Origin of the sequence: Vibrio tritonius, from assembly GCF_001547935.1 — a bacterium.
Taxonomy (GTDB): domain Bacteria; phylum Pseudomonadota; class Gammaproteobacteria; order Enterobacterales; family Vibrionaceae; genus Vibrio; species Vibrio tritonius.
The window spans coordinates 3425062-3434724 of sequence record NZ_AP014635.1; the positions used below are offsets into that span (position 1 = coordinate 3425062).

General features: G+C 43.7%; 11 protein-coding genes. All 11 read right to left on the minus strand.

Translation table 11 applies throughout. The annotated features are described in order from the left end of the window. Window positions 1-18: 18 nt before the first annotated feature. The 11 genes from atpG to mnmG all read right to left on the minus strand — a co-directional run bounded on the left by atpG (window position 19) and on the right by mnmG (window position 9554). Complete coding sequence (gene atpG / locus JCM16456_RS15290) at window positions 19-885, minus strand: F0F1 ATP synthase subunit gamma (RefSeq protein ID WP_068715798.1); 867 nt, start codon at window positions 883-885, stop codon at window positions 19-21. 43 nt (window positions 886-928) lie between these two features. Next, a complete protein-coding gene (gene atpA / locus JCM16456_RS15295) occupies window positions 929-2470 on the minus strand; it encodes a F0F1 ATP synthase subunit alpha (protein WP_068715800.1) in 1542 nt (513 codons plus the stop codon). Window positions 2471-2483: 13 nt separating this feature from the next. Continuing rightward, window positions 2484-3017: a F0F1 ATP synthase subunit delta gene (gene atpH / locus JCM16456_RS15300; RefSeq protein ID WP_068715802.1), complete on the minus strand. Its 534-nt coding sequence runs from the start codon at window positions 3015-3017 to the stop codon at window positions 2484-2486. Window positions 3018-3032: 15 nt separating this feature from the next. Next, on the minus strand, window positions 3033-3503 hold the full coding sequence (gene atpF / locus JCM16456_RS15305) for a F0F1 ATP synthase subunit B (RefSeq protein WP_068715804.1): 471 nt from the start codon (window positions 3501-3503) through the stop codon (window positions 3033-3035). Between the two features lie 82 nt (window positions 3504-3585). Next, complete coding sequence (gene atpE, locus JCM16456_RS15310) at window positions 3586-3840, minus strand: F0F1 ATP synthase subunit C (RefSeq protein WP_002540812.1); 255 nt, start codon at window positions 3838-3840, stop codon at window positions 3586-3588. Between the two features lie 65 nt (window positions 3841-3905). After that, the gene (gene atpB / locus JCM16456_RS15315; protein WP_068715806.1) at window positions 3906-4736 is read right to left on the minus strand and encodes a F0F1 ATP synthase subunit A; all 831 of its coding nucleotides are present in this window, start codon (window positions 4734-4736) and stop codon (window positions 3906-3908) included. A gap of 3 nt (window positions 4737-4739) precedes the next feature. After that, window positions 4740-5135: a F0F1 ATP synthase subunit I gene (locus JCM16456_RS15320; RefSeq protein ID WP_068715808.1), complete on the minus strand. Its 396-nt coding sequence runs from the start codon at window positions 5133-5135 to the stop codon at window positions 4740-4742. Between the two features lie 189 nt (window positions 5136-5324). After that, window positions 5325-6212 carry a ParB/RepB/Spo0J family partition protein gene (locus tag JCM16456_RS15325; protein ID WP_068715810.1) on the minus strand — a complete coding sequence of 296 codons (888 nt, stop codon included), beginning with the start codon at window positions 6210-6212 and terminating at the stop codon, window positions 5325-5327. A gap of 26 nt (window positions 6213-6238) precedes the next feature. Next, window positions 6239-7012, minus strand: coding sequence for a ParA family protein (locus JCM16456_RS15330; RefSeq protein ID WP_068715812.1), 774 nt, complete (start codon window positions 7010-7012; stop codon window positions 6239-6241). A gap of 14 nt (window positions 7013-7026) precedes the next feature. Continuing rightward, window positions 7027-7659, minus strand: a complete 633-nt coding sequence (gene rsmG / locus JCM16456_RS15335; RefSeq protein WP_068715814.1) for a 16S rRNA (guanine(527)-N(7))-methyltransferase RsmG — start codon at window positions 7657-7659, stop codon at window positions 7027-7029. Continuing rightward, entirely contained in the window at window positions 7659-9554 is a 1896-nt protein-coding gene (gene mnmG, locus JCM16456_RS15340) for a tRNA uridine-5-carboxymethylaminomethyl(34) synthesis enzyme MnmG (RefSeq protein WP_068715816.1), read from the minus strand. Before mnmG ends, rsmG begins: the two co-directional genes overlap by 1 nt. Window positions 9555-9663 lie beyond the last annotated feature (109 nt).

A 9663-nucleotide genomic window follows, 5' to 3' on the forward strand; every position in this document is an offset into this window, starting at 1 on the left:
CTGTTAATTTACCTAAGCTTAAACCGCAGCTGCACCACCAACGATTTCTGAAAGTTCCTGGGTAATAGCCGCTTGACGCGCCTTGTTATAAACCAGTTCCAATTCATCAATCAGGTTAGATGCATTATCTGTTGCAGCTTTCATCGCAACCATTCGGGCCGCTTGTTCACAAGCAAGGTTTTCCACCACACCCTGATACACTTGAGATTCTACATAGCGCAGCAATAGCGCATCGAGCAGAGGTTTTGGCTCTGGCTCATATAGGTAATCCCAAGAATGATCACGCTGCATTTCGTCGCTGTCTGATTTAGGCAGAGGCAGCAATTGATCGATCTTTGGTTGTTGTACCATCGTGTTCACAAATTCATTGAACACGACATACAGGCGATCCAATTCACCGTTGTCATATTTTTTCAGCATCACACCAACAGAACCAATTAGGCTCTCTAGGCTTGGTGAATCACCAAGACCTGAAACTTGAGCTGATACTTTAGCTCCAGTGTGATTAAAGAATGCTGTTGCTTTAGAACCAATAATGGCCAAATCAATTTCAGCACCTTTTGCTTTCCACTCATTCATGTCAAGTAATGCATTTTTGAACAGGTTAATGTTCAAACCACCACATAAACCACGGTCAGTAGAAACAATAATATAACCAACGCGCTTCGCTTCACGCTCTTCTAGATACGGATGACGGTACTCTAGATTAGCGTTAGCGACATGACCGATCACTTTACGCATCGTTTGCGCATATGGGCGGGAAGCCTGCATCGACTCTTGCGAGCGACGCATTTTTGAAGCGGCTACCATTTCCATCGCTTTAGTAATTTTCTGAGTGCTTTTAACACTACCGATTTTACTACGTATCTCTTTTGCGCCGGCCATCGTTACTCTCCATTAGTTGGTGGCATAAAAGCCACCGACTGAATTACCAAGATTGGGTTGCTTTGAACTCTTCAACAAGTTTGTTCAACTTGTCTTCGATATCGTTGTTGTAAGCACCAGTCTTGTCGATTTCTAATGCTAGATCAGCATATTGAGCACGAGAGAACGATAGTAATGCGGCTTCAAAATCTAGAACTTTATTCAGTTCTACATCCGCTAGGTAACCACGCTCAGCAGCAAAGATAACAATCGCTTGGTCAAAAATAGACATTGGCGCGTATTGTTTTTGCTTCATTAGCTCAGTTACTTTCTGGCCATGATTTAGCTGTTTCTTAGTTGCTTCATCAAGGTCAGATGAGAACTGTGCGAAAGCCGCAAGTTCACGGTATTGAGCTAGCGCGGTACGGATACCACCAGACAATTTCTTAATGATTTTTGTCTGAGCAGAACCACCAACACGAGAAACAGAGATACCTGGGTCAACAGCCGGACGAACACCTGCGTTGAACAGTTCTGTTTGTAGGAAAATCTGACCATCAGTAATCGAAATTACGTTCGTAGGTACGAACGCCGATACGTCGCCCGCTTGGGTTTCGATAATCGGTAGTGCAGTCAAAGAACCCGTTTTACCTTTCACTTCACCTTTAGTGAAATGCTCTACATAATCCGCGTTAACACGAGCTGCACGCTCTAGTAGACGAGAGTGAAGGTAGAAAACATCACCAGGGAATGCTTCGCGGCCTGGTGGGCGACGAAGAAGTAGAGAGATTTGACGATAAGCTACAGCTTGTTTAGATAGGTCATCATAAACAATCAATGCATCTTCACCGCGATCACGGAAGTATTCACCCATTGCACAACCAGCGTATGGCGCTAGGTATTGCAATGCTGCAGATTCAGAAGCCGATGCTACAACCACGATAGTGTTTGCTAATGCGCCGTGCTCTTCCAATTTACGAACAACGTTTGCAATTGTTGATGCTTTCTGACCGATAGCAACGTAAATAGAATAGATTCCAGAATCTTTCTGGTTGATGATCGCATCGATCGCCATTGCTGTTTTACCAGTTTGGCGGTCACCGATGATCAACTCACGCTGACCACGACCGATTGGGATCATCGAGTCTACCGATTTGTAACCAGTTTGAACTGGTTGATCAACCGATTGACGATCAATAACGCCAGGTGCGATTACTTCTACAGGAGAAGTTAATGTTGCATTGATTGGACCTTTACCATCGATAGGTTCACCCAGAGTGTTAACCACACGACCAAGTAGTTCAGGACCAACTGGTACTTCAAGAATACGACCAGTACCAGTTACTTTTGTGCCTTCCTTAAGGTCAGCATAGGGGCCCATTACAACCGCACCAACCGAGTCACGCTCAAGGTTAAGTGCTAGTGCATAACGGCCACCCGGTAATTCAATCATTTCACCCTGCATCACGTCCGCTAGGCCGTGAATGCGGATAATACCATCGCTTACCGAAACGATAGTACCTTCGTTGCGAGCTTCACTAACAACGTTGAATTTCTCAATACGCTGTTTAATTAGATCGCTAATTTCCGTGGAATTAAGTTGCATGCTCCAATCCCCATCAAGACTGCAATGCATCGCTCAGGCGGTCTAAACGACCACGAGCTGAGTTATCGATGACTAGGTCTCCGGCTCGAATTACAACCCCAGCTAGTAGGGTCTCATCTATACTGCAATTCAGCAGGACTTTGCGCTCGAGACGCTGCTCTAGTTTGTTGATAATGTCTGTTTTTTGCTGTTCAGAAAGTTCAGTGGCAGAAATCACTTCTACATCCACCTTCGATTCATAATCTTTTTTCAAGACATGAAATTCAGCACAAACATCAGGAATAGCACGTAAGCGACCATTCTCAGCCATAACCTTAATTAGATTCTGACCATGTTCATCAAACTGTTCGCCACAAACACCGATAAAAATCTCTGCTAATTGCTCAGCAGACAGAGAACTGGTAATCAGTTCATGAATTTGCTCGTTATTTGCGACTTCAGCAGCGAATACCAACATTTCGGACCATTGTTCCAATTGTTGGCTCTCAACCGCAAAATCAAATGCTGCTTTAGCATAGGGGCGTGCAATAGTAGTCAAATCAGACATCAAGCGCCCCCTGCGTTAAAGTTTTGCAGTTATGTTGTCAAGAATATCTTTGTGCGCATCTTTATCGATTGAACGCTCTAAGATTTTCTCCGCACCAGCAATAGCCAGAGTTGCAACTTGTTTGCGCAGTTCATCGCGAGCACGGTTGCGTTCAGCTTCAATTTCAGCTTCTGCTTGTGTCAGGATCTTCTGGCGTTCAGCCAAAGCCTGCTCACGAGCTTCATCCAAAATTAGAGCTTTGCGCTTGTTTGCTTGCTCGATGACCTCAGTTGCTGTGCGCTTCGCTTCTTTCAATTGTTCGGAAGCGTTAACTTGTGCTAGATCCAAGTCTTTTTTTGCACGCTCAGCGGCTTGAAGACCATCAGCGATTTTTTGCTGACGTTCTTCAATCGCTTTGATGATTGGCGGCCACACGTACTTCATGCAGAACCAAACAAATAGAGCAAATGCGATAGCTTGACCTAACAGAGTTGCGTTCATATTCACAACAGCTACCCCCTATATGGACAGACTTGTGTTAATTAATCAAAGACAAAACTCCTGCGAGTTTTGTCACTGAAATCGAGAATTAACCTAGTTGACCAACAAATGGGTTAGCGAAAGTGAATAGAAGTGCGATAACGATACCGATCATTGGAACCGCATCGAGCAGACCTGCGATGATGAACATCTTAACTTGCAGCATAGGAGCCATTTCAGGTTGGCGAGCTGCGCCTTCGAGGAATTTACCGCCTAGAAGAGCGAAACCAATCGCTGTACCTAGAGAAGCAAGACCGACGATAATACCCACGGCGATTGCAGAAAAGCTCAGTAAAGTTTCCATTACTATCTCCAATAATAATTGTTGGCTAAAGTGCCCAATAAAAGCTTAAAAATCAGAATAAAAAATCAATGATCTTGGTCTTCGTGAGCCATAGATAGATAGACGATAGTCAACATCATGAACACGAATGCCTGAATCAAAATTACCAGAATATGGAAAATAGCCCACGGTAGTGAACCCATCCATTGTAACCACCAAGGTAGCATTGCCGCGATTAGAATAAATACAACCTCACCAGCAAACATGTTACCGAATAGACGCATACCTAGCGAAAGCGGTTTAGCCAGTAGCGACACCACTTCAATAAGTAGGTTAAACGGAATCATGATTGGGTGATTGAATGGATGTAAAGCCAATTCTTTCACGAACCCACCTAGACCCTTCACTTTGATGCTGTAGAAAATCATCAGAGCGAAAACGCCTAGAGCCATAGCCATGGTGATATTTACATCAGCCGACGGAACTACCTTCAAGTAAGGAACTCCAAGCCAATGTTGTGCTGGATAAGGCAAGAAATCGATGGGCACAAGGTCCATGATATTCATTAGCAATACCCAACAAAAGATAGTCAGTGCCAGCGGTGCTATAAGCGGATTGCGGCCATGAAAGGTGTCTTTGACGTTCTGATCGACAAATTCCACCAAAATTTCCACAAAACACTGTAGCTTGCCTGGTACACCTACTGTTGCTTTCTTCGCGACTGAACGGAAAATCCAAAGGAAAATCAATCCAGTAAACAAAGAAAAAAACAGGCTATCGATATGAACGTTCCAGAAACTCGTTTCACTAATATGCCAGCCCAAATCAAAGTGCTCAGAAATACGAGCTAATGAAAGGTTTGACAAATGGTGATCGATATAACCGGAAGGTGTAAGCGCTTCACCTGGCGCAGCCATAACTCATCCTATTTTTTTGTTGTTAATAAATAGTACTGGCGCACAGATATTGATACCTAGAGCCAGTAAATAGGCCAGTTTCAGAGGAACAAGTTCCACCTGGACATACATGTAAGCCACAGAAAAGAGTGCAATGGTAATGAGAATTTTCAATGCTTCGCCTGTGTAGAAAGAAGCGGTGATGCGTTTAGCAGCCCGAGCCCCCCCAAACATAAAAGCACATAGCGCGAATACAGCATTAGCGATGACAAAAATGCCCCCGCCTATTAGCGCAGAAAGTCCCCATTCAGCATTAACCACAACAGCCATTCCCGTTGCTAAAATAATAACCGCGCAGAACTGGATCAATAACAATTGCTTTGCGAGCTCTCGTCCTGGTCTAGCTAACGCAGCTACCATGTATTCTTACCTCACATAATAATCTCAGACTCAACAACACAAAATCTGAGACCATATTAAAAAATTTTATACATTCGCCATAAAGTTTGGCAATGCAAATACCACAGAAAGTTACAGTTTTGCTTGTAACTCTACAACTTTTCGACTCAAAAGTTGTTTTTTACAATTGATTTAGATCAATTATCTCATTTAGCGTTCTAGCTTGGCAATCACTTGTTCTAATTTGTGAGGTTCATCAAGACTTATTGTTAATTTAGCCTTGCCACTCGCCGACCGAACAATAGAAACTTTTGCCCCTAGTTTTTCGCTAAGATCTTGTGATATTTGTTGAATTTCTAGGTCTTCTACCACGTTTTTCTCGTCAGATACGCCTGATAAGCACTTTTTAACCAGTTGCTCTGTTTGACGCACTGTAAGTTGTTTTTTGGCTACACGCTCAGCAATTTCTACTTGACGTTCACCTTCTAGCATCAATAACGCTCGAGCATGACCCATTTCTAATTGTTTTGTTTCAACAAAACGTTTCACCTGATCATCTAATTGATTCAAACGCAGTAAATTACTGACAGTTGTGCGCGATTTACCTATCACGTCAGCAACTTGTTGGTGGGTTAACTTAAACTCATCTTGTAAGCGTTCTAATGCCTGAGCTTCCTCAATAGCATTAAGGTCTTCGCGTTGGATGTTTTCAATTAGCGCCATAGCGACAGCAGCTCTGTCGTCTACGCGTTTTACAATACAAGGTACCTGTTTTAAGCCAGCATGACGCGCAGCGCGCCAACGACGTTCTCCAGCAATAATCTCATAGCCGCCAGTACTTAGAGGGCGAACAACGATTGGCTGGATGATGCCTTGAGATTGTATTGAAGCTGATAGCTCTTCTAGAGCTTCAGGAGACATGTCTTTACGGGGTTGGTAAACACCTGGTTTTAAGCTTGTAATAGCAAGGTCGGTGAGATCTGCATCAGATGACATTGCCTGACTATTGGATGCAACTTGTTGCTTTTCACGAGCCATAGAGCTAGTGGCCAACAAAGCATCCAGCCCTTTTCCTAAACCGCGTTTAGACGTGGACATGTAGATGAATTCCTTAAGTTAAATCATTATGCGGGAACTTCTTCACGACGAAGCATCTCGCCAGCAAGCGCCAAATACGCTTTTGCACCAGCAGAATACTTGTCGTAGTACATGGCAGGTTTACCATGACTTGGGGCCTCAGCCAAACGAACATTTCTTGGGATCACTGTACGATACACTTTGTCACCAAAATGCTTCTTCAGCTGATCAGAAACTTCATTAGCTAGGCGGTTACGAGGGTCATACATGGTTCTGAGCAGACCCTCTATCTTGAGATTTTCATTCACAACCGCAGCAAGCTTACTGATAGTATCCATCAATGCTGTTAAGCCTTCTAAGGCAAAATATTCGCATTGCATTGGCACTAATACAGAATCGGCAGCTGCCATTGCGTTAATGGTGAGCAAGTTTAGAGCTGGTGGGCAATCAATGAAGATATAATCATAGCTATCTCTTATTGATGCTAATGCATTTTTCAAACGCACTTCTCGCGCAAATACTTCCATCAATTTGATTTCAGCGGCAGTCACATCACCATTTGCAGCAATCAAATCGTAGTTACCGGATGTTTTACGGCATACCACATCATCAAATGGCGCATCTTCAACCAAAAGCTCATACGCTGTTGCGTCGACCTGATATTTGTCGACACCGCTAGCCATGGTTGCGTTTCCTTGCGGATCCAAATCCACGACTAACACTTTACGTTTAGTCGCAGCCATAGATGCAGCCAAGTTAATACACGTTGTTGTTTTACCAACACCACCTTTCTGGTTGGCGATTGCTACGATTTTACCCACGGTGTGCCTCGTTGTTATCCCTTGCGCGATAAGATTACAAGATGACGCTCACCTTCCAACTCAGGAACTTCCAAAGATTTGACACAGTTCACAGAACACCAGTCAGGTAACTGATCGATTTCGTCTTGAGCGACATGACCTTTTAAAGCCAAGAACAGCCCATTTTCCTGTTTTGGTAAATGGCGACACCAAGATACCATATCTACCATAGAGGCAAACGCACGACTCAATACAGCATCAAAACCGTTACCCGCTTCATATTCTTCAACACGACTTTGAACTGGAGTCACATTGGCAATCTTCAGTTCATGGATAACTTGTTTAATAAAACGAATTCGTTTCCCCAAACTATCCAACAGGACAAATTCTTTGTCTGGATTCATGATGGCAAGTGGAATCCCCGGTAAACCAGGGCCAGTGCCGACATCAATGAATCGATTTCCCTCGAGAAAAGGACTCACTACGATACTATCAAGGATATGTTTCACCAACATATCCATGGGATCTCGTACTGAGGTCAAATTGTACGCTTTATTCCATTTATTGAGGAGCTCAACATAACCAACCAATTGCTCTCGTTGTTGCTCAGAAACCTCTAATGAAGTCTGAGCAATCAAGCTATCTAGTTTGACTCGCAACTGGGTCATTACGCAGCTTCCCCTTTCTTAAGCATACCGTTCTTTTTCAAGTGCACCAGCAAGATAGAGATCGCAGCTGGCGTAATTCCTGAAATACGTGATGCAACACCAATACTTTCAGGTTTGGCTTCATTGAGTTTCAACACGACTTCATTAGACAAACCTTTCACTTGTTTATAATCCAAATCAATCGGCAATTTCGTATTTTCGTGACGCAACGACTTCTCGATTTCATCTTGCTGACGAGAAATATATCCTTCGTATTTCACTTGAATCTCAACCTGTTCTGATGCTTGTGCATCTTCCAACGCTGGGCCAAATGCATCGAGTGAAGTCAGCATGTCGTAGTTCATTTCTGGACGACGCAGCAAATCTTCTCCACTCGCTTCACGAGTAATCGGGGTTTTCAACATTGAGTTTAAAGACTCAATGCCTTGAGTATTAGGATTAACCCAAATGGATTTCAAACGTTGACGCTCAAGCTCCATATTTTCCAATTTTTGGTTGAAACGAACCCAACGTTCCTCACTGATCAAACCAAACTCATGAGCTTGAGCAGTCAAGCGAAGATCAGCATTATCCTCTCGAAGCAGTAAACGGTATTCCGCACGTGATGTGAACATACGGTAAGGTTCTTTGGTGCCAAGAGTAGAAAGATCATCGATCAATACGCCCATGTAGGCTTGATCACGACGCGGGCTCCAGCCTTCTTTTTCTTGACTGAATAAACTTGCGTTTAGGCCGGCCATTAAGCCTTGAGCTGCCGCTTCTTCATAACCTGTTGTACCGTTAATCTGACCTGCGAAGAACAAACCTTTCATATGCTTGGTTTCGTAAGTGTGTTTCAGATCGCGAGGATCAAAGAAATCATATTCAATCGCATAACCAGGACGAACGATATGAGCATTCTCAAAACCTTTCATTGAACGAACAATTTGCACTTGAACATCAAACGGTAAGCTGGTGGAGATACCATTTGGATACAATTCAGTCGTATTTAGACCTTCCGGCTCGATAAAGATTTGGTGGCTGTTCTTGTCAGCAAAACGCATTACTTTATCTTCGATAGATGGACAGTAACGCGGACCAATCCCTTCAATCACACCTGCGTACATAGGGCTACGATCAAGGTTAGCACGAATCACATCATGCGTTTTTTCATTGGTGTGAGTGATGAAACACGGAATTTGACGTGGATGATGTTCACGACGCCCCATGAAAGACATGACTGGCGCAGGATTGTCACCGTGCTGTTGTTCAAGCACAGAAAAATCGACACTATTGCCATCGATACGCGGAGGAGTACCCGTTTTTAGACGATCAACGCGGAAAGGTAATTCTCGTAAGCGACGAGCTAATGCGATCGATGGTGGATCACCAGCGCGACCACCGGCATAGTTTTCTAGGCCAATATGGATCTTACCGCCGAGGAATGTACCTACGGTTAACACCACCGCTTTAGCGTGGAATTTAAGACCCATTGTTGTTACAACACCTTTGACTTGATCATTTTCAACAATCAGATCATCAGCAGGTTGCTGGAACAAAGTTAAATTAGGAGTATTTTCCAATGCATTGCGGACATACGCTTTATACAGAGCACGGTCTGCTTGTGCACGAGTAGCACGAACTGCTGGGCCTTTAGAAGCATTGAGTGTTCTAAACTGAATACCTGCATGATCAATGGCTTCAGCCATTAAACCACCCATAGCATCAACCTCTTTAACTAAATGTCCTTTACCAATCCCACCAATGGCTGGATTGCATGACATTTGTCCTAAAGTATCAATATTGTGAGTAAGCAGAAGAGTTTTTTGGCCAGTACGAGCGGCGGCTAAAGCGGCTTCCGTTCCTGCATGACCGCCACCAACCACAATGACGTCAAATGTTTCGTGATAAAGCATGAACGACCTCAGGTAATCTGTTAAAGCTAAGGAAAATTGGGACGCGTATTCTACCTTCTTTCTGCTGGCTATTAAATCGCTTTTCACATTTTTTCGTGGATCAAAAAAG

What these genes read in the sequence shown, in the direction of transcription:
- atpG (WP_068715798.1), bottom strand. Translation starts at nt 885, where the DNA reads ATGGCCGGCGCAAAAGAGATACGTAGTAAAATCGGTAGTGTTAAAAGC.
- atpA (WP_068715800.1), bottom strand. Translation starts at nt 2,470, where the DNA reads ATGCAACTTAATTCCACGGAAATTAGCGATCTAATTAAACAGCGTATT.
- atpH (WP_068715802.1), bottom strand. Translation starts at nt 3,017, where the DNA reads ATGTCTGATTTGACTACTATTGCACGCCCCTATGCTAAAGCAGCATTT.
- atpE (WP_002540812.1), bottom strand. Translation starts at nt 3,840, where the DNA reads ATGGAAACTTTACTGAGCTTTTCTGCAATCGCCGTGGGTATTATCGTC.
- atpB (WP_068715806.1), bottom strand. Translation starts at nt 4,736, where the DNA reads ATGGCTGCGCCAGGTGAAGCGCTTACACCTTCCGGTTATATCGATCAC.
- JCM16456_RS15320 (WP_068715808.1), bottom strand. Translation starts at nt 5,135, where the DNA reads ATGGTAGCTGCGTTAGCTAGACCAGGACGAGAGCTCGCAAAGCAATTG.
- JCM16456_RS15325 (WP_068715810.1), bottom strand. Translation starts at nt 6,212, where the DNA reads ATGTCCACGTCTAAACGCGGTTTAGGAAAAGGGCTGGATGCTTTGTTG.
- rsmG (WP_068715814.1), bottom strand. Translation starts at nt 7,659, where the DNA reads ATGACCCAGTTGCGAGTCAAACTAGATAGCTTGATTGCTCAGACTTCA.
- mnmG (WP_068715816.1), bottom strand. Translation starts at nt 9,554, where the DNA reads ATGCTTTATCACGAAACATTTGACGTCATTGTGGTTGGTGGCGGTCAT.